At 66.0% G+C, this 23,275-nt stretch carries 22 protein-coding genes; 10 read left to right on the forward strand and 12 right to left on the reverse strand.

Annotated features, from left to right (window positions below):
* Positions 1-9: 9 nt before the first annotated feature.
* Positions 10-2,898 carry a hypothetical protein gene (locus ABEA67_RS05015; protein WP_345461883.1) on the reverse strand — a complete coding sequence of 963 codons (2,889 nt, stop codon included), beginning with the start codon at positions 2,896-2,898 and terminating at the stop codon, positions 10-12.
* Entirely contained in the window at positions 2,895-3,110 is a 216-nt protein-coding gene (locus tag ABEA67_RS05020; protein WP_345456793.1) for a hypothetical protein, read from the reverse strand. The genes ABEA67_RS05015 and ABEA67_RS05020 overlap by 4 nt, the downstream gene beginning before the upstream one ends.
* Before the next feature lie 400 nt (positions 3,111-3,510).
* Here ABEA67_RS05020 and ABEA67_RS05025 point away from each other — a divergent pair, with 400 nt between their 5' ends.
* Entirely contained in the window at positions 3,511-5,412 is a 1,902-nt protein-coding gene (locus tag ABEA67_RS05025) for a hypothetical protein (RefSeq protein WP_345461886.1), read from the forward strand.
* 16 nt (positions 5,413-5,428) lie between these two features.
* On the opposite strand, the gene ABEA67_RS05030 is transcribed toward ABEA67_RS05025, so the two are convergent.
* The 4 genes from ABEA67_RS05030 to ABEA67_RS05045 form a co-directional block, all read right to left on the reverse strand.
* On the reverse strand, positions 5,429-5,701 hold the full coding sequence (locus tag ABEA67_RS05030; protein ID WP_198297319.1) for a hypothetical protein: 273 nt from the start codon (positions 5,699-5,701) through the stop codon (positions 5,429-5,431).
* A 23-nt stretch (positions 5,702-5,724) separates the two neighbouring features.
* Positions 5,725-6,771, reverse strand: a complete 1,047-nt coding sequence (locus ABEA67_RS05035) for a type III polyketide synthase (RefSeq protein WP_345456784.1) — start codon at positions 6,769-6,771, stop codon at positions 5,725-5,727.
* A gap of 178 nt (positions 6,772-6,949) precedes the next feature.
* On the reverse strand, positions 6,950-7,588 hold the full coding sequence (locus ABEA67_RS05040) for a single-stranded DNA-binding protein (RefSeq protein ID WP_345461892.1): 639 nt from the start codon (positions 7,586-7,588) through the stop codon (positions 6,950-6,952).
* 155 nt (positions 7,589-7,743) lie between these two features.
* A complete protein-coding gene (locus tag ABEA67_RS05045; protein ID WP_345461895.1) occupies positions 7,744-8,640 on the reverse strand; it encodes a hypothetical protein in 897 nt (298 codons plus the stop codon).
* A 438-nt stretch (positions 8,641-9,078) separates the two neighbouring features.
* Here ABEA67_RS05045 and ABEA67_RS05050 point away from each other — a divergent pair, with 438 nt between their 5' ends.
* Positions 9,079-9,258, forward strand: a complete 180-nt coding sequence (locus tag ABEA67_RS05050; protein WP_345461897.1) for a hypothetical protein — start codon at positions 9,079-9,081, stop codon at positions 9,256-9,258.
* A gap of 151 nt (positions 9,259-9,409) precedes the next feature.
* Here ABEA67_RS05050 and ABEA67_RS05055 read toward each other — a convergent pair whose 3' ends face one another.
* The 4 genes from ABEA67_RS05055 to ABEA67_RS05070 form a co-directional block, all read right to left on the reverse strand.
* Positions 9,410-9,904 (reverse strand): hypothetical protein, encoded by a 495-nt coding sequence (locus ABEA67_RS05055; RefSeq protein ID WP_345461899.1) that lies wholly within the window; start codon positions 9,902-9,904, stop codon positions 9,410-9,412.
* Between the two features lie 60 nt (positions 9,905-9,964).
* The gene (locus ABEA67_RS05060; RefSeq protein WP_345461902.1) at positions 9,965-10,294 is read right to left on the reverse strand and encodes a hypothetical protein; all 330 of its coding nucleotides are present in this window, start codon (positions 10,292-10,294) and stop codon (positions 9,965-9,967) included.
* A 377-nt stretch (positions 10,295-10,671) separates the two neighbouring features.
* Complete coding sequence (locus ABEA67_RS05065) at positions 10,672-11,565, reverse strand: C39 family peptidase (RefSeq protein ID WP_345461904.1); 894 nt, start codon at positions 11,563-11,565, stop codon at positions 10,672-10,674.
* Positions 11,566-11,697: 132 nt separating this feature from the next.
* Positions 11,698-13,050, reverse strand: coding sequence for a peptidoglycan D,D-transpeptidase FtsI family protein (locus ABEA67_RS05070; RefSeq protein ID WP_345461906.1), 1,353 nt, complete (start codon positions 13,048-13,050; stop codon positions 11,698-11,700).
* A 413-nt stretch (positions 13,051-13,463) separates the two neighbouring features.
* Between ABEA67_RS05070 and lnt the strand changes: the two genes are divergently transcribed.
* The 8 genes from lnt to ABEA67_RS05110 all read left to right on the forward strand — a co-directional run bounded on the left by lnt (position 13,464) and on the right by ABEA67_RS05110 (position 22,208).
* Entirely contained in the window at positions 13,464-15,050 is a 1,587-nt protein-coding gene (gene lnt / locus ABEA67_RS05075; RefSeq protein ID WP_345461909.1) for an apolipoprotein N-acyltransferase, read from the forward strand.
* An 83-nt stretch (positions 15,051-15,133) separates the two neighbouring features.
* Complete coding sequence (locus tag ABEA67_RS05080) at positions 15,134-15,646, forward strand: NAD(P)-binding protein (RefSeq protein ID WP_345461912.1); 513 nt, start codon at positions 15,134-15,136, stop codon at positions 15,644-15,646.
* A 130-nt stretch (positions 15,647-15,776) separates the two neighbouring features.
* Positions 15,777-15,926: a hypothetical protein gene (locus tag ABEA67_RS05085; RefSeq protein ID WP_345461915.1), complete on the forward strand. Its 150-nt coding sequence runs from the start codon at positions 15,777-15,779 to the stop codon at positions 15,924-15,926.
* Positions 15,927-16,721: 795 nt separating this feature from the next.
* Positions 16,722-17,714, forward strand: coding sequence for a hypothetical protein (locus ABEA67_RS05090; RefSeq protein ID WP_345461918.1), 993 nt, complete (start codon positions 16,722-16,724; stop codon positions 17,712-17,714).
* Between the two features lie 3 nt (positions 17,715-17,717).
* Complete coding sequence (locus ABEA67_RS05095; RefSeq protein WP_345461921.1) at positions 17,718-18,917, forward strand: FTR1 family iron permease; 1,200 nt, start codon at positions 17,718-17,720, stop codon at positions 18,915-18,917.
* Positions 18,918-18,941: 24 nt separating this feature from the next.
* Positions 18,942-21,023: a hydantoinase/oxoprolinase family protein gene (locus ABEA67_RS05100; RefSeq protein WP_345461924.1), complete on the forward strand. Its 2,082-nt coding sequence runs from the start codon at positions 18,942-18,944 to the stop codon at positions 21,021-21,023.
* 47 nt (positions 21,024-21,070) lie between these two features.
* Positions 21,071-21,508 (forward strand): hypothetical protein, encoded by a 438-nt coding sequence (locus ABEA67_RS05105; RefSeq protein ID WP_345461927.1) that lies wholly within the window; start codon positions 21,071-21,073, stop codon positions 21,506-21,508.
* 43 nt (positions 21,509-21,551) lie between these two features.
* Positions 21,552-22,208, forward strand: a complete 657-nt coding sequence (locus ABEA67_RS05110) for a TetR/AcrR family transcriptional regulator (RefSeq protein ID WP_345461930.1) — start codon at positions 21,552-21,554, stop codon at positions 22,206-22,208.
* Between the two features lie 63 nt (positions 22,209-22,271).
* Here the strand turns inward: ABEA67_RS05110 and ABEA67_RS05115 are convergent, their stop codons facing one another.
* Together ABEA67_RS05115 and ABEA67_RS05120 are read right to left on the reverse strand one after the other, a co-directional pair.
* On the reverse strand, positions 22,272-22,466 hold the full coding sequence (locus ABEA67_RS05115; RefSeq protein WP_345461933.1) for a hypothetical protein: 195 nt from the start codon (positions 22,464-22,466) through the stop codon (positions 22,272-22,274).
* Positions 22,467-22,828: 362 nt separating this feature from the next.
* Complete coding sequence (locus ABEA67_RS05120; protein ID WP_345461936.1) at positions 22,829-23,239, reverse strand: hypothetical protein; 411 nt, start codon at positions 23,237-23,239, stop codon at positions 22,829-22,831.
* Positions 23,240-23,275 lie beyond the last annotated feature (36 nt).

Genomic DNA, 23,275 nt, shown 5'->3' on the forward strand with positions numbered 1-23,275 from the left:
AACCGGCCGTCAGTGGGGGAACAGGATCTGGAGTTCGCGTTCGGTGTGCTGCACCTTGACGCTGTCGCCTAGCGCGCGGTGAATCTCGATGATCGTCCGCAGGATCTTCTCTGTGGGACTCAGGTGCTGCACGGCCTCGTAGTACCGCAGCGCCTCGGTAAAGGCGTGGCGCTCGAGCGCCTCGGCACCCAGCACCTCGTACGCGGCGCACAGAACATCCGGAATCTCCGTCTCGCGCAGGTCGGCCGCCCAGGCACTGTCGATCCCCGGCAGGAAGTCCGTGCCCTGTCCGAGGAGCTTGCGGAGCGCGAGGATATTCCTCATGCGGGTGGCCCGCCGCAACTCGTCGATGTCGGTGCGGACGTCAAGTTCGTCGTTGTACTTGTACCGGCGGGCGGCGTCCTGTACGACCGGGTCCCGTAGACAGGTGGCCCTGGCCAGCGACTGACGCACGGTGGACAGGGCGTTGCGGTGGTCCCCCTTTTTCTCGCCGATCAGGATGCGTTGCAACTCGCTGGCCGTCGCTGGCGGAACCAGGGCCATCAGGGCCATCAGTTCCTGGGCACGGGTCACGTTGCTGCCGATTAGTGGCAGCGGCTCGTCGTCAAGCGTGACCGTCAAGGTCCCCAGCGTCTTGATGGAGAGCCGGTGCCGCTGATCCTGCACCTGGCCGAACGCGAACTCCTGGAGTTCCGGCACGAACCAGCCTCGGCGCACGGCCTCGCGCAACACCGGGCGGGTGACGGCCAGGTCGGGGGAGAGGTAACGGCGGCTTTGCTGCTGGCGGTGCCGTTCCATGAACGTGCGGATGTGCTCCTCGGTGAGCATGCCCTGCTCATAGGCAATCAGGGCGCAGTACAGGCTGGCTCGGGCGGCCCACTCGCCAATCTCACCGGCATGGGTGGGTACGGCCCGGAAGTGCGAGGTGGCCTCCTCCTTGAAACCTTGTGCGTAGGCGCGCTGGCCTTGTTGAAACCGGATCAGCCCGCCCAGGGTGGTATTCTCCTTCAACTGTGGGTGCAGTTCCAGCAGGCTCTCGGCGAGTCCGAGGTGGCGGTCGGCGTCCACCTGATGGAATTGCGCACGCAGGGCCTCCGAGAGGAGGATCTCAGCCAGGTACTGCCGGTCGGGGCGGCCACTGACCCGCGCGCGCTCCACGGACTTCATGAAGTAACTCACGGCCTCCTCGGTCTGGCCTTCCTTCAGATACACCCCACCCAGAGCGAAGTACACGGACGTGAGGGACCGCGCCTGCTGCTCCTCAGCGATCTTCAGCGCCCGGTACAGCAGCTCTTTGGCCGGCGTCAGTTCATCCCTGGCGGCATGGAGGATCGCGGTGTTCAGCAGCGGGATGGGCAGGCGGCCCACCATGCCCAGACGCTCGAAGATCAGGTGCGCCTTTTTTGCGGCGTTCATGGCCTCGTCTACCTTGGAGAGGCGCAGGTACCCGACGTTGAGCCCGACCATGGCAATGCCCAGCGCTTTTTCTGCATTGTTCCTCTCGGCGAGCCGTGCCGCTTCGAGCAGGCGCTCGAGTCCTTGTTCGGAGTGCCCCATCTCGCGCAGAAGGTTGCCCTCGGCCGACATCAGCTCCAGTCGCTGTTCGACGCTGTAGTGCTCCAGGTGCTCTTTGGCCTCGTCGATCAACCCCTTCGCATCGAGCATGCGAGCCTGGAGAAACAGGCCGTGGGCGAGAGCCGGCAGCACCTGGACACGTGTTTCCGGACGTTCTGCAAGCATCTGGAGGTACGCCATCCCCGCCTGAAGCTGTTCGGTCTCGATGAGGGCGACGCCGTAATGCATCGCCAGGACAGGTGAGCGGGTGATGACCTCTTTCGGAAGTTGACCGAGCGCCTGACGCATCACCAGGAACTGGCCCCGACCCATGAGGGTCGGCGCAGCCCTCTCCGCCAGCTGGGTCGCCTCATCGGTCAGGTTGACGTTCAGCAGCAGCTGAAAGGCATGCAGGGGGCGGCCTTGCGCGAGCGCGCGCTCGGCCGCCTGCCGGTAGGCCAGTTGCCATTCTTTCGCGTCCCGTCGCAGTTGCTCTTCGAGTACACCCAGCACTACCGTGTGGGGATTGAACCCACCCTGACCGTTTTGCAGCAGTGGCCACCGCGCCATGAGCAGGGTGCCCAGCCAGTTGTCCGGCACGTCCAATCCCAGGGACTGTGGGAGGGAGTCGGTCCAGGTGTCGTATGGGGCCAGGTGCGGCAGGGTCCGCTGGAGGTCATGCGGCAGGGCCCGCAGCAGACCTCTGAGCAGCTCGGCGGCCGACTGCCCGTACGCGCCGGTGACGGCCAGCGCGACGCCAAGCGGCCAGCCGTGCAGTTGCTGAAGTGTGGCCGGATCGGGCGCACGAGGCGTGCCCGCCGTTAGCAGGCGCAGTTCGTCGTCGTCGAAGGCCAGTTGCTCCGGGCCAATCACCCTGACGTCCTGGGTGGCCACCAGGTACGGCACCTCAAAGGAGTCGAGTGTGCGTCCGGCAATGATCATGCGGTGTTGTGATGGGAGGGTCCGAATCAACTCCACCAGCCACGCCTCGCTGTCAGCACGCAACCGTTCGGCGTGGTCGACCAGGAACAGGGCGGGGGGCAGCCTGCCGAGCGTCTTGGCGGCCCGTTTTGCAGGCAGCGTCCGCTCGCCGTTGCCCTGGCGGAGTTCCCGTGCGACGTCAGGATGCGCGTCCAAAAGCGCTTCGGCAATCTCCTCGACCAGACTGTGGGCGTCCCCCTCGATCTCACGGAGATCCAGACAGAGGCAGAATTCAGCAGCCTCCGCAGCTTGGGCCATCAGGATGGTCTTGCCGTAGCCCGACGGACCGAGCAGCAAGACCACCCGCGGTGGATCTCGTTGCCAGAGCGCGCCCAGGAGACGCTCGCGTGGGATGAGTTTCATGGCCAGTTTCTTGATTGCCCGCAGTCATTCCAGGCGCAACCGGCAGGCACATCGCGTGCGGCGAACGCGCCACCGACCAGCCCGGAGAACAGCACAGCGAAGAGCATGATTCCCACATATCCAACGCCGATCAGGGCGGCGAGCCCGGCGGCGAACAGGGCGAGCAGCGTCGCCAGGACGTACCGGGTAAAGTCCAGAGCGACAAGCGTCAAGATCGTTAAGAGTAGCGGGAGGCGAGCGGCGCGAGAGGCAGTGTTCCAACTAGCTAACAGCTCACGCCAGCCGCCCCAGGGGCGAAACAGCGGCTGCAGCGCTGACGTGAGCGTGTATAGAGCCATGTCCGAGAGTTTAGGGAGTGTGCTGTTACCGCTGTTACCATACGCCAGGACACGTTTCTAAGCTCGGCCCTGTGGCGGCCTGGGGCTTCCGTCTAGCCAAACCTACAGGGGCAGCCGGATTGCCAGAATCTACCGCAGTATCGCCTCTGACCACGTCCACCAACTGAGGAATTGTGCATTTTCCCCGAACACGGCGCGTGCGCCTCCTGCTAGGCTTATCGACATCCCGCTCTGCTTTCGTCTCTCTGTCCTCGCTCCTCGAAGAGGTAAGCGTATGCGCTTTGAACAGAGCTTAGAACGTCAACTAGAGCTTCTAGACTTTGACTATGATAAAGTCATTCGCCAGCTTAGGGCAAAGGAATTGAAGGGGCCACTTACCGTAGAGGAAGTGGGACTTATGGGTATCAGCCAATTTCGACTGGGCCTCTTTCAGGAAGCCAAGCAATCGTTAGGATATGCAGCCGACCACGGAAACATAGAGTGTGCTATCGAGCTGTGTGGTTGCCGATTCGCCCTTTTTGAGTTTACTGAAGCCCTTGAGACGCTACACTTGCTGCGCTCCAGTTGCCACGGTTTCTTACACGGCATGGTCTTGAGGTGGACTGCAATTTTAGAGTGTTTCATGGGCAATGCCACTTACGGCGTTGGTTTGCTCACACGGGCCTACCGGGAGTTTCAGGCCGTGGGGAATAAGCGGGGAATGCAAATCGCCGCGAACATGCTCGGCGCGACCTTGCTTCTCTCTGGTGACTATCAAAAAGCAGAGTATTATATCAAGCACAGTTTTGACCTGTCCGATCCCAGTAAAGAACAGGCTCTTTGGGTAGACACCAGCCTCAAGCTTTTCATGGTGTACGCCTACACTGACCGGGTTGCCGAGGCAGGACGCACGCTGCATGAGATGCGCCGGTACGTCGCCAATGTGAGCAACCGGGCAAGCTCCTACTTTGGCCTCACACTCAAGCTGTGCGAGACCGTCATGAGCCGCCTGACAGGAAACCGTCTGACCTTTGCGACGAACCTCGTCAAGCTGCAAATGATCTTGAGCGACAAGTCACAGCGGCATGTTGAGGGCCTAGTATGGGTCGGCCCCTTGCTCCTCGATTCGATCAGCAAAATGGGGCAGCACGGCATAGCTCACAAGCTGATTGACAGGATGTTGCCTGACCCGAGCCTGCGCCCGACCAGCGTGCGAATCATTGAGGCGGTGATTTGGCTGCGTAAGGGCGGCTATATCGCCGCGATCAACAAGCTGGAACAAACGCTGGAGGCCGCCCGGGAGGGTGGGCAGCGCCTAGAGATCATCCGTTGTCATCTGTACCTTGCCGACGCCTTCTACAAGGCGGGTGCCCCCGCACTCGCTGTCCCCCACTTGGCCGAAGGGCTTTCTGCCCTGATCCGGTGGGGAGGGAACTTCATCGTTTACGACGACCTGGAAGGTATGAAAAGCGTCCTGCTGTACGGGCAGTCTCAGCCGGAGACGGCCGAACTGATTCGGGTGATTCGGGGCAAGGCCCCTGCGCCGCCCCAGGACCAGGCCCTATACCTCCGCACCCTTGGCCGCATGGAAATCAAGGGGAAGGGACAGGCCACGAAATGGCGCCTGGATGAGCGGGAGGTGCTCCTCATCCTGGCCTATCTCACCTTGCGGCCAAACGAAACCATCGAACAGATCGCCGAGTCGGCCCTGTCGGAAAAGTGGTTGGAGTCCACGGAGGCGGCAAAGGTCTACGTGCGGCAGGTCATCATGCTGCTGCGCCAGCAGTTCGGCAAGGATCAGCTTTTGGCTTCGCAGGAGCGTAAAAACGCCCCGGCCCGCTACCGTCTGTCCGACAACCTCAACCTGAAACTGGATGTGGACGCTGCTTACGAGGCGCTGGCGCGGGGCGATCTGGAGGGCATGTTCGAGCTGTATCAGGGGCCTTTCGCCGCTCGAAGTGATTCCGCCTTCGCCCGCGAGGTCAACGACAAACTTGAGGGCGCGGTGTACCAAGCCCTGCTGGCGGCTGCGAACGCAGCGCAGGATGCGGAGGCGCTCGCCAGCGTGGCCCGCTGGGTGCGGCGGATGATTAGCCTCGTGCCCGAGAACCCGGAAGTTGCCGAGCTGGCGAGGCGCCTTGATAAGCCACTGGCGCCGCTCGTGGAGGCGAACGGCGCCCTGGACAAGATTATCTAGCGGTGGCCCGGCAGCTTTACAGCCGTGTGATGGCCGCGCTGTCGTCGTAAAACCTTGGGCCCTCACCCTCCTCAACGACCAGATGCACCCAGTCGGCCAGGCAATAGTCCGTCAGCCAACGCTTGAAGGCCGCCGGGAACGCCCCTTCAGAGTAGACCGTGAACTGACGGCGCCCGGCCTGCTCTTGGATAGGGAACGGCTGTAGCCCTGCTTCAACGGCCTTGGCATGGGCGTCGTCCAGCGCGGACGGGTCGCTCTCTGGGCCTTGATAGGCGAGGATGATGTGCATAGCGAAGGTTAGCACTCCTCTCCTCACCACCGGATGATGACGCCTTCAGCCGCGAACCCCGGCCCCAGGGCCAACAGGACTGAGTTGGTGCCCGGCTGCACCTGCCCCTGCTGGAGCAGATGCTGGAGGACGAACAGCACCGTAGGACTCGACATATTGCCATAGTGGCGCAGGACGTGGGCGGACGCCTCCAGGCTCGGTCCAGCGGCCTCCAGAGCCTCCTCATAGGCGGTGAGAACTTTGGCTCCCCCAGGATGAAGCACCCACAGTCCCACATCGTCTTGGCTGAGGCCGTATTCAGCCAGCCCGTCCCGAATCAGATTCCCCAGTTCGCCGCGGAGCAGGTTGGGAATACTGCTCGCAAAGCGCACGCGCAGGCCCTCTGGTACCACGTCCCAGCCCATCACGTCATAGCTCTCCGGGAGCATCCGGGTGAAACTGCCCACGATCTCGGGGCCACCCTCGTGTCCCAGCACCACTGCAGCGGCTCCATCGGCAAACAGGCTGGAAGCCACCACGTTACTGGTGCTGTGATCGAGGGCATTGAAGGTGAGGCTGCACAGTTCCACCGCGACAACAAGCACACATCCCTTAGGTCGCAGGGTGGCGAGTTCCGCGCCGCGCGCCAGGCCCGCTGCACCGCCCGCGCAGCCTAGTCCCCAGATCGGCAAACGGGTGGCCGACAGCGGGATGCCGAGGCGCTGAATCAGGTAAGCCTCGGGACTAGGCGTAGCGATCCCACTGGTCGTCACCATAACGACAGCCTGAACCTGGCTGGCCTCGACGCCCGCCGCTGCGAGCGCAGCGCGCGAAGCCTCTTCCGCCATGTCCAAGGCCTGCTCGTGCCACTGAGCATTTCGCTCATCGAAGGGACGCTGGGTGGTGTACCACTCCACGTCATTCACCCAAAAGCGCCGTTCGATGCCGGTGTTCTCGTAGATTCGCAGGAGGCGCTCGCGGGAAGCATCGGACAACCCCGTGAAGTGCGTACGGGCGCGGTCACGGACACTGGTTTGAGCGATGGTATGGGCTGGAACGGCTGTGCCGACACCAAGAATATTCGCGTGCATGGGCGTCAGTATGGGTCATTCTTAGAGATCTGAATGGGTTTTTTGAAAAGGTCCGAGTCTGAGAGTAGAACTGCAGGGCAGCGGGGCGTGCCCTCTATGCCGCGCGTTGGGGTGAGGGAACTCGAAACCGGAGCAGCTCCTCGACTGGCTCTGCCTTCAGGTAAGATGTCCAACGAATCTAGGCAGTCTGGCGGTGGACTTGGCTGGGGTATACCTGGCTCGCCTCCACCACCGTGAAGGTATGGCGATGACCAGCAGGCAGCGTCTTTACACGGTTCCACAGGCGCCCCTGTACGACTACGCGCTGCCCCTTGACGACATTAGTCAAGGCCAGCGAACCATAGGAGCACACGTCCACCCAGTGGACCTCATCGCGGATAGGGTCGGGGACGGCAAGACTCACGTTCATCAGTTCGGTGTTGTTCTCGATCAGGCCATGCTGGGCCGCTCCCCCCGCCCGCCCGGACACCAGGACCTGCTGATACCCGTTGCGCAGCCGATAGCCACCCCCCCCATCCCGAATGAGGTCCGAGGCCGGCCGCTCGATCTGAAGCACGCGGGAGACCTTGACCTCCACCCTGCACTTCTGAGTCATCGAGTTCCTGGTCTGCCACAGCCGCCCCGTCGCGGCGACCGCCGCTCCCTTGAGGACGCTACCCACATCGGGCGAGTTCCGGTCGATCAGGCAGCGCTGGTAGAACGCCATCTCCCGGACGTTGCCGTCGGAGAAGCGCACCAGTTCCTCACCCGCCACGACGAACGCCAGACAGTCGCCTCGCGGTTCGGGCGACCGTGCTACACATCCGATCAGGTCCACGACACTTCCAAATTCAGCATGCGAAAGGGGCATGGACGTACGGTACGGCGCGGGTACTTCTGCTCACGGCAAAAGAAAACCCTTCAAGTCGAACCTCTTGGTTCAAACTCGAAGGGTCGTGAAAGCAGCAGCGTTGCTTTCACGCACTGACACCGTCAGTGCTTCGCGGAACGCCACGGCAAATGCCTGGTTCCGACGTCCTCGCCGGGCACCGCGGGGCGATGCCAGGCCATCTCCTGGGCGACAGGAAGGTCACTGTCAGGCAGGAAGTACACGCGAGCCTGGAGGACCGCACCCTGAACCTGCAACGCCGCCCGTAACTGGAAGGCGAGCGTGCGGTTGTAGGAACGTTCCAGGTTCTCTGCCAGCTCCATGATGTCGCCCGGATCGGCGGGGTCATACGTGTCCGCGAAGCCGAAAGCCTTAACCTCGCGAACGGCGCTGGTGAAGAGACTCATGGGCACGAGCGATGCCTCGTCGTGTCCGGTCACCAGCTCCCCTTCCACGTGGTGGTCCACGAACTGCACTGAACCCAGAGAGTCCAGCCATTCCAGCGCGCGTTCCGAACGAGGATCGACCCGGAGGTCCTCGACATGCAGTTCGCGCACTCTCGGAGAGAGGCGGTCGTCTGCGGTCAGTCGAACCTGCCGGGTCTTAAAAGACACCGTCAGGGTCGGCGTGCCGATCGGCCCCAGCGCCTCGGTCCGTTCCGCCACGAGAATGCGAACGGCCTGAAACACGGCGTTCCTTACCTTTTCGAGGTAAGGGTTGCCCTCCGCGAAGGGGACAGCGCCACGCAGTGCGCCTCGCGTGTTCGGCGCTCCCATCTGGCGCCTGATCAGGCCCTCCATCCACTGTTTGACCCCCGCGTTCTCCAGAGCCGTCTCGGTGACGGCACAGGTGAACACGCGGTCGGGATGATGCTCCTTCACCCCGAGGTCCCAGACCAGCAGGGCCAGAGGTCTCAGGGAGATGCTCAGCTCTGCGACCAGAAAGTCATGGAAGGCCTTGAGGACGAGCAGCGGGCTGAGCAGCGTGATGGTACTGGGCATGGGTGGGTCCTTTCCGCGCAGTTGAGGTGACCCCAACCGCGCGAGCGGTGAGGGCACATCAACGTGCGGAGAGGCTGCGTTTACAAGTCGCCTGAGGAACAGTCAGTCAAAACCGTACTCGTCAAACTCGGCGGGGTAGCGCGCTGTCTGGGCTTCAGAAAGCCTTTCCAGACACTCCTCGCCCTCGTTTGAACCCTCCGCCGGTTGACCGCACCGTTCACACTTAGAGTGATGGTGCGCGGTTCAGGAACTCGTGGGAACGGGGCCCGGACAGACAGAGCCGAAGAGCGTCAGGCGCGGGCAACTGAATGCCCGGCTCAGGCTCTTCTTCGAGTCTTCCCGGGGGGAAGCCACTGCTCTGCAGCATCCACGGGCGCAAGGGCCGGAGCACGGGTCGCAGGGCGACAACCTCGAATCCAGTCCCTCCATCAAGACGCGATGACGGTCCTGCTCGTCATCGCTGACCACGTGGAGATGCTTTGCCTGGACCCGAATCCGGTTCCTGGACAGGTCCGTCTCCACATCCAGCTCGACCAAACACAGAACAACACCTTTCTGCCTCGGCGTCTCACGACGCTGACGGCGTGTGAGACGCTTTGGATTGAAGGTGCCGAATGACTCTCGCGAGTCAGCAGACCAGACGGGCTGGTTCAGAAAACACTGGGGTTGAGTGTGTTTCCCTCGTCTCAGTGTTGCCAGAAGTATACGGGTTTCTGCCTCGCTCTGTCAGTCCCACCTTCGACCGTGAGCCACAGGCCTCCATTCCCGTTCAGGCCCTGAAGAGGCGTTCGACGCGCGTCGCGGTCATCACGAGGCTTTCATCAATGCGGAGGAGTTCGCCGATCACCTGTACGCTGTGTCCGATCTGAAGGGAGCCGAGCCAGTGAAGATGCTGCGGTGCCGTCAGGGCGATCGTGGCGGGTGCGTCCGCCGCGTTGACGCACAGCCTGACGCGCAGTTCCCCCTGGCGCTCCTCGGGCCAACTCGAAACTCGCCCCGCGAGGTTGAACATGTTGAGCGGCAGACTGCCCGGCGTCACCAGATCGAAGGCGATGGCCACCAGGAATCCCGGGTGCATGTGGCCGATCTGTACGAACACGTCGCACTGTGGGGTGATCTGCCGCCTGGCCTTGTTCGCCAGCTCACGGGTCACGAGCACGTCGAGGATGGAATTGCCGACGGAGACGGAAAAAACAAGGCCGCCAGGCGATGGCGGCACTCGGGGGGCTGACGTCACCCGGCCGATCAGGGAACCATGCAGCATGGCCCCGACTGTAGGTGTGAAGTGGTTACGGCATGCCGAAATGGCCATGCGAGGCTGGCTTCAGTGCTTGCACGTGCGCCACATCACCAGCCCCGCCGCACCCAGGAACGCCAGAGTGCTGACGGTCGTGACCGCGCAGAGGCGACCGGTCACCATGGACACAGCCGCGCCGCTGAACAGGGCCAGCAGGCCGAGTGCGAAGACGGCGACGACGCCCTGGACTTCGGTGGTCACCGGAACGCTGATCGCGAACAGGACCAGCATGACGAGCGGTACCAGGGCCGGCTGGGTGAGGGCCAGCAGCGCCAGCAGGCTGAGGGCCGCGATGGGCAGGGGCAGGCGCGCACGCACCTTCGTGAGAACAGGGTGCCGGAATCCGGTAACCAGCATAGGTTCCTCCTGGGAGCCAGAACTTGCCGGACCAGCCTAGGGGTGGGTGCAGGAGGTTGGCTCCTCAGTATCGCCGCTCGGGATCGCAGCGAGTGTGCTGGAGGTGAATATCACGTCGGCCTGGAGTCAAGAGTGCCTTGACCGGGCCGGTCCAGCCGCGCTCAGGTGCAGGGCACCTTCACCTGTTCTTCAGAGCTGCCCGCCATGGCGGGCGGCGGCCTTCAGCTCTGCGGACATCTCCGGGGCGGAGCGGTTCGGCGTGGATGTGCCACTCACAGCGACGGTTCTCTTGGTTACGGGAAGGGGTGCGACCAGCAGGGGACAGGACCGGGCAGGCCCCCGTTCTCGGACCCGGCCCGATCCTCCCTCCAGGGCAGCTACCCCTCCAAGGCGCGGCGCGCCAGATTCCGGAACCGCTGGAGTTCCTTGCTTTGCGGGTACGCCTTCAGCGCGAGGTTCGTCAGTTCCAGGGTCTGCTCGTGATCGCCAGCTTGCGTCCACGCTTCAAAGGCCTCCTGACGGTACAGGTAGTAGATGGTCGGCACGCCGAGCTGAACCGCCCGGTCAAACTGCTCCGCCGCCACCTTGACGTTCCCCAGCCGCAGGTTCGCCTTGGCCAGGCCCCAGCAGGCGTAGGGATCGTTCGGGCGCGCCTTCACGTCCTGCTCGCCGTGGCGTTTCGCGTGCTGCCAGTTGGCCGTCACGTTGAAGTCCTCCCCGAGGGCCTCCCGCACCTGCCCCTCCTTTCCGGGTGGATACGCCACCAGGTACTCGCCGTTGTAGTACCGCCACAGGTCCTGCAACTCCGCCGTGGTGAGGTTGAGGGAAGGGCCCCGGATCGGATCACTGACCAGGAAGCGCCCCGCGCTGTACCCATACACGGTGCGGAAGTGGGCCACATTGCTTCCGGCGCGCAGGCGCTGCTGCACGACCACGGGAAAGCCGCCTGAGACCAGTTCACGAAGCAGCTCGGGGTCCCCCGCGTACCGGATAACGCTGCGCAGCCCGAAGCGGCCCAGGTAGGCGGCCAGTTCGAGGCTGGTCACCTGGGGGTCGCCCGGAAAGTCCTTCATGGTGCCAGCCGCTTGCGCCTGCGTGATGCGGGTGCCGTAATAGCCGAGAATGGTCAGGGCCGTCACTGGCGCGCAGTTGTCCGGGCCCTGGTACTCGTGGCGGATATTCTTCAGAGTGACGCTGGCGGGCACAGCGGCCGCCACCCCACCCAGGGTCAAGGAAACCAGCGAGCCCACCACAAACGGTCGAATGGCCATGCGTCATCCTGCTGGAACCCTGTAAAGAACCTGTAAAAACGCCGCATCCGTGAACCGAATCTTAAATCCAGGTTTACGGCCAGCGCAGGGGCAGACCTGGCCTGATGCCCAGTCACTGCACGTCCGTCGCCATCAAGGGGTGGTGCGCGGCTCAACCTCTGGCCGGATGGCGTAGAGCGACAGCAGGGCGGATGTCACGTCCCGGAAGATGGGCGCGGCCAGCTGTGACCCCTGATACTCGCGTTTCGCGCCGCGCACCATCACCGCCACGGTGAACAGGGGCCGGTCTGCCGGAACGAAGCCGCCGAAGGTGCTGGAGAACACCTCACTGCTGTACCGCCCGTTCACCGCCACCTGCGCCGTCCCGGTTTTCCCGCCCACGTGGTACCCGGGCAACTCGGCTTTGGTCTTGATGCCGTCATCGATCACGCCGTGCAGCATCTCCCGCAGGCTGGCGGCGGTCGCCTCGCTCAGCACGGTCCGACTGACCACGGGCGCACCCACAATCAGGCGGGGCGCCAGGTACCGCCCACTGTTCGCGATGACGTTGAACGCCGCCACGAGTTGCAGGGTCGTGACCGTGAGGCCCTGACCGAACGACATGGTGGCCTGGGCGAGCGGATCCCAGTCTTCCGGGTCCCGCAGCAGGCCGTCCCCGGCCGGTAGTCCCAGGCGCACGGGCTGCCCGAAGCCGTACGCGGTGAAGTAGCGGTGCAGGACCGTCGGCGGCACCCGCTCCACCAGCCGCGTCATGCCGACGTTGCTGGAGTACCGCAGGATCTGACGCGTCTTTAACCGTCCTGGGTGGGGCACGATGTCGTTGATGGTGGCGCCCGCGTAGCGGCGCCACATCGGCGTGTCGTACGTCGTGTCCGGCGTGGTGCGGCCCTCGTTCAGCAGCGCCGCGACGGTCAGGGCCTTGACCACACTGCCCGGCTCGTACTCGTCCAACATGGCCCGGTTGCGCCAGCGGTCCGGTGCCGCCTTCTGCCAGGTAGTGGGGTCGAAGCCCGGCACCGACGCCACAGCCTTCAGGTTCCCCGTCCGGGTCTCCATCACGATGGCCGACGCAAACTGGGCCTCGGTGCGCACGATGGCGTCCATCAGCACCTGTTCCACGGTCGCCTGCACGCGGGTGTCCAGCGTGAGGGTCAGCCGCTCGCCGCGCTCCAGCCGGTCATTGAAGCCGCGCTCGATGCCTTCCAGACCGCCCGACGCACCCACGAACCCCACCACCTGCGCCGCGAGCGGCCCATGGGGGTACTGGCGCTGTTGCAGGGGACCACTGGCCAGGATCTGGCCGTCGGCGCTCAGGAGCCGCCCCCGAACGGCGGGGGTCGCCCGTGACGGGGCAGGGAGGGGAGGCGTGGTCAGTTTGGCCAGCGCCACCGCGAGGGACGCGAAGGCCATCAGGGCAAGAAACGCGATGATGCTCGCCCGGCGGGCCAGCTGATAATCACTGGCACGGAAAAATGGATGTCGCACAGCGGGGGATATCTTTCTCTCAGGGGCAGATGCGCGCCGCTGAATTCAGGGCGACGAGGGGGGCGTGCTGTTCTGCCTGCCCGGCATGTCCTGTTGCGTCATTCCCGGCATGGGAGGCATCCCGGGGTTCATTGCTGGATTCCCGGTGAGGCCACGGTCAGACAAGGAACGGGCCAGCCAGGCGCTGCCCAGAATGACGGCCAGCACCAGCAGGGCGCCGAGCCAGAAGGTGGACCTCGATCGACGTGGGCGTGGAGGGGGGGTCATGTCCTCCTCGAGCGTGGGAGCGGCAGCGGGAAAAGAGAACGAGTCAGCATCTCGGGGAACCTCCCGGTGAAGCTTAAGAAGGCTCTGTTTACGTTGTGTCAAGGGCCTTGACCGGACCTGAACACCTCTTCCTTAGGGTGAAGAGCGTGCTTTACCGCCTGCCCTTCCCGGCCTGGCCGGCCCGCTTTCGCAACCTGCTGCGGCCCGGGTGGCTGGGGGACGTGCTGAGCGGCGCGGCGCTCGCCCTGCTGCTGTTTCTGCCCGCCGCCGCGGGCATTCTGGCCCCGCTGCCCCTCGCCGCACTGCACCGCCGACTCGCGCGGAGCCCCAACAGCCGGATGGCGTTCCGACACGCGTTCACGTTCGCCCTGGCGTTCTTCGCCTTGCACCTCGCCTGGCTGCCCCTCAGCATGGCGGGCATTCTGGGTCCCCTCGGGGGTGCCCTTACCGTGCTGGTCCTGCCGGCGGCGGCCCTCACCTGGGCGGCCCCACTGGCCCTCACCCGCTGGGTGTTCGGTGCCCGCACGCTGCTGGCCCTGCCGTTCATGTGGGTGATCCTCGAAGCGCTGCGGGCCAAAGGGCCGCTCGCGTTTCCCTGGGGCGCGCCCGGGTACGCGCTCACGGATACGCCGCTCGCGCCACTCGCCTCCCTCGGGGGCGTGTCCCTCCTGACGCTGCTCGTGACGGTCACGGCGAGTGCCCTGGCCGCTCTGGGCAGCCGGAGACATCCCGGCGTCGTCCTGGCGCTGCTCGCTGTCTGGAGCGTCGCCCTTCTCTGGGGCTGGCGCGGCGCACCCGCCGTACCCCCACCCACCCGGACGGCGGTGCTGGTGCAGGGCGCCATTGATCCGAGGGTGAAGGCCCAGGGCCGCACTCTGGAGGAACTGAACGTCTACCTGGGCCTCACCCGGCGCGCCCTGGGCCGTGGTCCGGCGGACCTGGTGGTGTGGCCGGAAACGGCCAGCCCCCTTCCGGCTTCTGACCCACGGGTGCTCGGTCCGCTGCGGAACCTCGGCGTCCCGGTCCTGCTCGGCGCGCCGGGAGACGTGCCTGGCCAGGCGCGCAACAGCGCGTACGGCGTTGACGGGCGAGTGACCGGCCGCCAGGACAAGCGCGTCCTGGTGCCGTTCGGGGAGAGCCTCCCCTTCGCGAAGGCCCTCGGCTTCCTCTACACGCCCCTGCTCAGCCGCCTGGGGATGCCCGGGTACATCAGCGCCACCCCCGGGAGGGCGCTGAACGTGCTGCCTCTGCGGGACCTGCGGGCAGGCGTCAGCATCTGTTACGAGTCGGTCTTCCCGGCACTCAGCCGCCAGACGGTTCGGGCAGGCGCGAATCTGCTGGTCGTGATGTCCAACGACGCCTGGTTCGGGCGCGGGCCGGGTGCAGAGCAGCACTTCCGGCTGGGCCGCCTGCGCGCCATCGAGACGGGCCGCTACCTGCTGCGCGCCGGGAACGACGGGGTGAGCGCCGTCGTGGACCCCTGGGGCCGCGTCGTGTTCCGGGCGCCCCGGGGAGAACGCGCCGCGTACCGCGCCCCCTTCGGCGTGGCGTCCACCCTCACGCCCTTTGTGCGGTACGGCGACTGGACCCTGGCAGGGAGCGTCGTCTTTTTGCTGGCCCTCCTCCACGGACGCTTTCGGGGAATGAAGAAGCTGGAGGTGCCAGGGCCGTGGCTGATCGGCGGGGAGGATCATGCCCTGGGGCGAGCCGACCATGCGGAGGACCGGTACTGATGCCTGGAGGCAGCACAGACGTGAGAAACGGAGCCTCAAACCTCGCGGACGGGTGGGGACCGTGCAACACCTTCGCTCCCGGCTTGCCCCGACCCGCGGGCGCACCCGCATCAGGGGTCGCCGTCAAGAGTGACATCGTCGTCATCGGGGCCGGGCAGGCGGGCCTCTCTTCGGCCTACCACCTCAAGAAGCGCGGGATCGCACCTGGCCGGGGCTTCGTGATGCTCGATCAGTCGCCGGAGCCCGGTGGTGCCTGGCAGTTCCGCTGGCCCACGCTCACCCTGAGTACCGTCAACTGCGGCCATGACCTGTCTGGGATGCGCTTTTCCGAAGCGGTCGATATGGGTGCCGCGCAGGTGCAGGCCAGGGTCGCGGTGCCGCAGTATTTCGCGGCCTACGAGAAGGCCTTTGGCCTCCCGGTCTACCGGCCCGTCCGGATGACGGTCGTGTCTGGTCGCGGCGAACACCTGAGATCGAAACGGACCGGGGCGACCTGTCGGCCCGCAGAAGCATCAACGCCACAGGAACATGGGAAAGCCCGTGGCCGTTCCCGGCGCGGACCGATTTCAGGGCAGGCAACTGCACACCAGGGATGACCGACGGCCCAGGAGTTTGCTGGGCAGCACGTGATCATCGTGGGTGGCGGGATGTCCGCGCTCCAGCTGCTCGACGAGACTTCGCGCGTCATCACGACGACCTGGGTCACGCGGAGAACCCGAGTTCCGCGTGGGTTCCTTGATAGAGGACGCGGGCCGGGCGGCGGTGGCGCTGGTCGAAGACCGGGTGCGCCGCGGCTTGCCACCTCAGTCGGTCGTTTCCGTCACTGGATTGCCCATCACACCGGCGGTGGAGGCCATGCAGGCCCGGGCGTGCTGAACCGGCGGCCTATGTTTAGTGAAATCACTGAGGATGGCGTTCGCTGGCTGGCCTGCAGCGCGCTACAGGCCGGAGTCAGCCTCTGGTGCACCGGCTTTCGCAGTTCCCTCGATCATCTGGCACCACTGATGCTGCGTGGACCCGGTGGCAGGATCACCATGACCGGCCGACTGGTCACACAGGTGACGAAGGATCCCAGGGTACATCTGGTCGGCTCCAGCCCCTCGGCGTCCACCACTGGGGCAAATCGTGCCAGCGCGGCCGCGACCAGCGAGTTGATGGCCTATCTCGGGTTGACGTGAGCTTCCAGCAAGACAAAGCCAGCATGGGAAATGTCCGGCTGAACAGCCGAGTGTGAACGGCGCGCCACAAGCAGCATGCTGGCCTAATGCCACGGTGCAGATGGGAAGGACAAACTGCAGGGGGCACAACGTGACCGGTGGGAGCAGCGACAACGCACACCTCCCGGGTTGGAGCTCCAGCAGAACAACGCCTGCCAGTGCCGATGGTGCTGACAGGCCTGCCTCGGCGTGGAGAAAGGCCGGAGAGAGTGGCAGTCGAGGGGGACGCGCTTGACCTGCCTTAAAGAGCAGCCAGCCCCGCGTGCTGGACAGGCATCAACCAAGTGACCGGCTGACAGCTTTCAGTGCACGTCCGATTGCCTCCCAACCCGGGTGTCCTCAGGCAGGAAACGTCCCCGGGGGCGCTGCGCTGGGGTGCTGCTGAGGTTCCAACTCCTACAATTCCGAGTGGATTGGTTGACTTTAGGAGGGATCGCTTCATAGAGTGCGGGCCATGATCCGCCGTGCCTCTGTTGCGCTCCTCGGCCTCACCCTCACGACCGGCGCGCTCGCCGTCCCGAAAGATCCCGTCAAGTTCGCGGTGACCCTGGAGCAGATGCGTGGCCACTACGACGCCAGCCTCCTGAACTATCGCAACGGTGACCTCATGATGGCGGCCAAGCATGCCAAGCATCCCGCGAACGAGCTGTATGCTGCCGTCCAGAACGACCTCACGCCTGCCCTGCGGCATAAGTTCCTGGCGGATTACGCCCGCATCGACCAGACCCTGGCCGCGAAGAAACCCTACGCGGAGTACCAGAAGGTGATGAATGGCTTCTACGCTGACGTGGACGCGGCGCTCGCCACCCTCGGCGCCACGCGCAACGACCCGAAGTTTGCGGCGCAGGTGATCGCCCAGATTCTGGAAAACGCCGAGCAAGAGTACGAGGAAGGTGTGCAGAGCGGTAAGGTCACGAACCTCGCCGAGTACCAGGACGCCATCTACTACGTGGCCCGTGCGCGGGGATGGTTCGACAAGAACGCGAAGAACTTCCCCCAGCACCAGCGGGACGGAACGGCCACGGCGCTGCATGACGCCGCCACCGTCATTGCCCGCAAGGGTGACATCAAGGCTCTGGAAAAGGCTATTGACCAGGCCAAGGAGGAACTCGCGGAAATCAGCGGCGTGCAGCAGGCTCCCAAAAGCAGCAACGCGGCGTACTTCGCCAACATCGACCGTCTGCTCAACGCTGCGAAAGCGCACTACGCAGGCGGCATGAGTGACGATGCCGAGGAAGCCCTGATCGACGCGTACCTCGAGAACTTCGAGTATCTGGAAAGCCCTCTGGCGAAGAAGGACAAAGCCCTGGAAACGAAGCTCGAGAAGACCCTGCGCGAGGATCTGCGCGCTCTCTTGAAGAGCAAGCCCAGCGCGCAAACGTTCAACGCGGCGGTGGACGCTGCCGTGGCGGACCTGAAGAAGGCCCGCGCGTTGCTGGGAGAGTAAGGTATGAGGCGCTTCCTCGTCCTGCTGCTGGCCCTGCTGGGCGTGGCCTTGGCTGCGCCCGGTCAGGTGGACGTGACCGCAGAACTCCGCACGGCGCACGACCTCGTGGCCCGCAGCCTGCGCGAGTACGCGGCGGGCAAGAGTGGGGACGCCTTCAGGACGGCCCGCGCGGCCTACCTCGATCACTTCGAGTATGCCGAGCCGCCCCTGCGCGTCCTGAACCCCGACCTGATCCTGGAGATGGAGTACCGCTTCGCCGACCTGCGCAACGGGATGAAGAGCGATGCGAGCCTGAGTGAGCTGCGCGCCGTCGCGGGGGACATCGACGACAGCCTGCGCAAGGCCGAGAGCATCGTGAACGGCACCGGCGTCCTGGCACCCACCCTCGCGGCCACGGGCGGCTTCACCATCCTGTTCCGCGAGGGCCTGGAGGCGGCGCTGCTGATGGGGGCGATCCTCGCCTACCTCGCCAGCACCCGCAATGACCGCCTGAGGGGGGGCGTGTGGTGGGGCGCGGGCGCGGCGCTCGTCGCCACCGCCGTCACGTGGTTCGCTGCGACGTTCCTGCTGTCCATCGCGCCCGTGTCGCGCGAACTGATCAGCGCGATCACCAGCGTCATCGCGGTGGTGATCCTGTTCTCGCTGTCGTTCTGGATGCTTCAGCAGGGGGACCGCAAGCGCAGCGCGGAGTTCATGCGGGCGCGCGTGTCGCAGGCCGTGCAGAGCGGCAGCCTGGGGGCCGTCGCCCTCGTGACCTTCACCACCATCTACCGGGAAGGCTTCGAGACGGTCCTGTTCTACCAGGCGCTCGCGGTCGCCAGCGGCCCGGTCCTGGGGTACATGTACCTCGGCATCGCCCTCGCGGCCCTGGCCCTCGTAGCCGTGTTCGCGGTGATCTTCCGCCTGGGGAGGCGCTTGCCCACCCAGCGCCTCTTCCCGGTCCTGGTGACGGTGACAGCGCTCTTTGCGATCGCCTTCGTGGGGAACGGGGTGCGTGCCTTCCAGGAGGCGGGCTGGCTGCCCGTCACCAACCTGTACGGGAAGGTCCCGGCGCTCGACCCCAACGTCGCGGCACTCACCGGCTTGCACCCCACCGTCGAGACGCTGGCGGCGCAACTGCTGCTGGTCCTGGTGTACGTCGTGGGGTTCGTTTTGTTCCGCTTGCGGGGGCAGCGCCGCCCGGAGCGGGAGGCACACACGTGAGCGGTGCGCATCGGAGGCACCCTCTTGACGCTTGAGGCCGCAGCGTCCAGCCTGCCTGTGCGTATCGGCATCGATGTGGGCGGCACCTTTACCAAGGGGGTCGCCCTCGACCCAGCGGGACGCCTCCTCGCGGTGTCCCACGTGCCCACCACCCACCGGCACGAGCACGGCGTGGCTGGCGGTGTCCTGCTCGCCCTGCGCGCCCTCCTGCGCGACCTGCCGGAGGAAGCGTCACCCGCTCTGGTCGCGCACTCCACCACGCAGGCCACCAATGCCCTGCTGGAGGGCGACACGGCCCTGGTCGGCATCCTCGCGTTGGGCGAGGCGCGCGACGAACGCCGTATCCAGAACGTCACGCGTCCTCCGGCGGGCCTGCGCGCCCTCCAGGCGTTTGTGGCGACTGACACCCCGGACTTCGACGCGCGGGTACAGAGGGTGCTGGAGGGCTGGTGCGACCAGCAGGTCGGTGCGGTGGCCGTGTCGCAGGCCTTCGGGGTGGACGATGCGGGGTTCGAGCGGCAGGCCGGGGAACTGGCACGGGCGGCGGGTTTTCCGGTGAGCCTTGGGAGCGACCTGTCGGGCGCCTACGGGCTGGAGATGCGCACGCTGTCCGCCACGGTGAATGCCAGCATCCTCCCCACGATGGTCCGCACCGCCGGGCACGTGCGGGAGGCGGTGCGCGAACTCCTGCCGGACGTGCCGCTCCTGATCGTGCGCGGGGACGGGGGGGCCGCCGACTTGCGCGCTTTCGAGGAAACGCCCCTGCACACCGTCGTGAGCGGTCCCGCGGCAAGCCTCGGTGGGGCGATTCTCGCGCATGGCGTGATGGACGGCGTGTTCTTCGAGGTGGGCGGCACCAGCACGAACATCGGTGTCATCAAGGACGGCCAGCCCGCGCTGAAGTACATGACGGTGATGGACGTGCCTACCGGGCTGCGAGCGGCGGACATTCGCATTGCTGGTGTGGCGGGTGGCAGTCTGGTCCGTCTGCGTGGGCGCCGGATCGAGGACGTGGGGCCAAGAAGTGCTCACATCGCCGGGCTGGCGTATTCCAGCTTCACGCCGGTGGACCGGCTGGCGGGTGCGCGGGTCGAGCTGATCGCCCCCAGCCCCGGCGACCCGGCCGATTACGCCGTGCTTGCAACGCCGGACGGCACGCGCTTCGCGATCACCCCGACGTGCGCCGCGAACGCCCTCGGCGCGATTCCCGAGGGCGGATATGCGCACGCCCAGCCGGAGAGTGCCCGGCTCGCGCTCACTCTGCTGGGGCAACACCTGGGGGCGAGCATGGAAGCGGCGGCGCAGGCAGTCCTGGAGGCCAGCGCGGAGAAGCTCACGCAAACCGTGCAGGGCTTGGTGCGGGAATACGGCCTGCGCGGCACGCCCCTGTACGGCGGAGGAGGCGCCGCGAGTGTACTTGGCCCGGTGGTGGCCCGTCGCCTGAAGGTGCCCTTCGTTCCGATTCCGCACAGCGACGTGATCTCGTCCATCGGGGCGGCCCTCGCCGTGATTCGTGTGGAACGCGAGCGCAGCGTCACCCGGCAGGATCCGACGGTGGCAGACCTGCTCGAACGCGAGGTGGGCGACGAGGCGGTGCGGCTCGGCGCGGATCCCGCCTCGCTGCGGGTCGAGACGGAGTACAGTGCCCGCGAGGGCCGCCTGCGGGCCGTCGCGACCGGCGCCCACCCGCTGAGCGCCCGCACCCGCCCGCTCGATGCAGACGAGTTGCAGCAGCAGGCCCGGCAGGTCCTCGGCGATCAGGCACAGCGGGTGTTCGGCGGGCAACACCACACGCTGTTCGTCGCTCCGCGGGTGCGCCGCGTCTTGTTGCGCCGCGTCGAGCAGCACGCGGCCCTGGTTCTGGACGGGCGGGGCGTGCGGCTGCTGCGCTTTGAGGACGCGAAGGTGCTGACCGGTCGCCCGCACGAGGCCCTGGAGCAATTGCGCGCCCTGCTGGCCGGACGAGCGGTTGCGCCCCACGTCGCAGCCCTGACCGCATCCCGTCTACGCGATTATGCGCATTTGCACGACCCGGCGCTGCTGCTGCGGCAGCTCACCGAGAACCTGCGCCTGGAGGGCGAGATCGCCCTCATCGTCGAGGGATAAGCGCGGCGCCCGGGACGGCCATGCCCCCAAAAAGGAGACCCAACCGAATGCTGTACCGCCGTCAACGTAACCTGTCCCCCCTGCTCGTGATCGTCGCCGTCCTCGTGGGGCTGGCGCTGGGCTTCCTCGCCGGGCGTGCGACCGCCCCCGCGCCAACCCTGGCAAGCCTCGTCGCGCCCGGTGTGGAACACGCCCGCAAGGCTTCGGGCGCGCTGGAAATCGTTCCTCTGGAGTACACGCGCGCACAGCAGGGCAACGCGGACAGTTATGACGCGGCCCTCAGCGCCGCCCGGCAGGCACAGACAGAACTCCAGGCGGCAACACTGTTGAGCCAGGTGAACCCCGGTGGGTTCCGCGAAGCGCAGAACGCGCTGGCGGCCCTGATGAGCGCAGTGGAGACGAAAGGTCCCGCCAATGTCGTTCAGGCGGACGTGACACGTGCGCAGGTCGCGCTGCGGGACCTTCAGCCCATCGGCACGCCCTGACGCCAACCGTCTGGAACAGGCTCCAGTGGACGCAGGAGATCCCATGACCCCTACCTCTGCCCGAGAGCGCCTGCTGGAGGCCGCCCGCACCCTGTTCTCCACCCGCGGCGTCCACAAGGTCTCCATGGACGACATCGTCCGGCAGAGCGGGAGCACCAAGGTCACCCTCTACCGGCACTACCGCAGCAAGGACGACCTGCTCCTCGCCGTCCTGCGGCGGGAGGCGCAGGACTTCCTCCAGGAGCTTGAGGACAACGTCACGCGCCTGGAACCCCGCCCCGAACGGCAACTGCTGGCCGTGTTCGACGCGCTCGCCGGGTGGTTCGCGCGCCCCACGTTCCGGGGCTGCCTGCTGACCAACATCGTCACCGAACTGGCCGCACCTGACCATCCGGCGGTCCAGTTGCTTCAGGATCACCAGCGGCGCGTGCGCGCGTACCTGGCCGTTCTGGCGCGGCAGGCCAGCCAGCCCGACCCTGACGGACTCGCCGCCGAGTTGCACCTCGTTCTGGAGGGCACCACGCTGCTGGCCGGGGTCGGGCAGGAACGGGACGCCCTTCCGCGGGCGAAAGCGCTCGCCCAGCATCTGGTGGCGTCCTCACCTCAAGACTTCCGTGAGGCTGATCGTGCAGGCCCAGCGTGCCCGCAACGTGAAGATGGAGCGATATCCGCCGCTGAACGACCGCGTACCCCCACCTGAGGGCAGGATGTGCAGGTCGGGGCTGCCGCGCCGAGTCTTCCTGTCCCAAGAACACCAGCACGTTCACCGTGATGGAGCCTCCAACACGGCTTTCACCCGACGGCCCGCGCAGTAGCGCCACCCCAGCATCAGGGCGCACAGGTCGTTGTCGAGCAGGATGGCGAGCCACACGCCCGGCAATCCCAGCCTAAGCCTCAGACCCAGCACGTATACGCTCACCGTCTGTACGCCCCAGATGCCCACCAGTGTCACTAGCATCCGCGTGCGGGTGGCCCCCCAGCCTGAAACGCGGCTGTGAGGGTGGTCACCACCCCCGTCGCGGGTTGCGTCAGCACATCGATGCCCAGGACAAGCACCATCAGGCCCACCACCCGCGGGTCGCCTGTGAAGAGCTGGGCCCCCCAGAAGGAAACCAGCTATGCCAGGAGCGCCAGCGCGGTCATCAGCAGTGAGGACGGCCGCAGCGAGGCCGCCACATACGCTCGCGCTGCCCCCTCGTCGTCCGCCCCGAGGCGCTACCCGACCCGCGCGGAAGTGGTCGCGTGCCCGCCACGGACGCGAACAGGGTGAAGTTGCCCGTGAGGGTGTGAGCGGCGTACACCTCCTGCCCAGGCGCAGGATCAACCCGAAGTACATGATTTGCCCCAGGCGCACCGCGAGGCGTTCGGCAGCGCTGGGTCCGCGAGCTTCACCATCCGCTCCCAGAGCAGCGCCGTGAGGACCAAGTGCACGGCGTTCATCCACACGCCCGCCGAGAGCACCGCCCAGGTGTCCCCGGCACCGCGCAGGATGCTGCCCACCGCGCGCCGCAGGCGTGGCCCCCAGCACGGTGAGCAGAGGTTCCGCCAGCACGAGCGATACCAGCCCGAGGGCGAGCGCGGCGAGCCACAACGCCTGCGCGCCCACCCGGGCCTGGTCGGGGCCGCGAGGAACACCGCAAAGAACACTTGCAGGAGGGCGTGGCTGACCCCGACGGCGGCGACAGCGGCAATGCCGAGGTGGGCAACGAAGAAGCTGTCGGCGAAGCTCACGGCACTTTGCAGCAGGTTCTCGGCGATGGTGGGCCA

The sequence above is a fragment of the Deinococcus carri genome (genome assembly GCF_039545055.1).
Taxonomy (GTDB): domain Bacteria; phylum Deinococcota; class Deinococci; order Deinococcales; family Deinococcaceae; genus Deinococcus; species Deinococcus carri.